This window comes from Psychrobacter sp. 1Y4 (assembly GCF_051847555.1).
Genome location: NZ_JBPYDE010001046.1, coordinates 1 through 542 on the forward strand (window position 1 = coordinate 1; position 542 = coordinate 542).

Consider the following 542-nt stretch of genomic DNA (forward strand, 5'->3'; position numbering starts at 1 on the left):
ATGACATCATGAATGATCTCATGTCATTTGGTATTCATCGTCTATGGAAGCGCTATGCCATTAGTCTATCAGGGGTTCGTGCCGGTCAGCATGTACTAGATATCGCGGGCGGTACAGGCGACTTAGCCAAAGTATTCAGCCGTGAAGTCGGTAGAAATGGCCATGTTGTATTATCTGATATCAATGCTGCCATGCTAGAAGTGGGCCGCGAGCGCTTAATCAATGCTGGCTGCAATAACGTTGATTTTGTATTAGCAAATGCTGAGACGTTGGCACCATTTGATGACAACAGCTTTGATTTGGTCACCATCAGCTTTGGTTTGCGTAATGTCACGGACAAAGATGCAGCGCTGCGCGCGATGTACCGTGTCTTAAAGCCGGGTGGTCGCTTATTGATTTTAGAATTCTCAAAGCCCGTATTTGAGCCATTATCTAAAGCATATGACTTGTATTCATTTACTGCATTGCCAGTGATGGGTAAACTGATTGCCAACGATTCTGAAAGCTATCAATACTTGGCTGAGTCAATCCGTATGCACCCT

1 protein-coding gene is annotated in these 542 nt (G+C 45.0%); it reads left to right on the plus strand.

Annotated features, from left to right (window positions below):
- The coding region (locus ACS8FC_RS20330) for a class I SAM-dependent methyltransferase (RefSeq protein WP_439298116.1) at positions 1–542 on the plus strand (542 nt) is incomplete at both ends.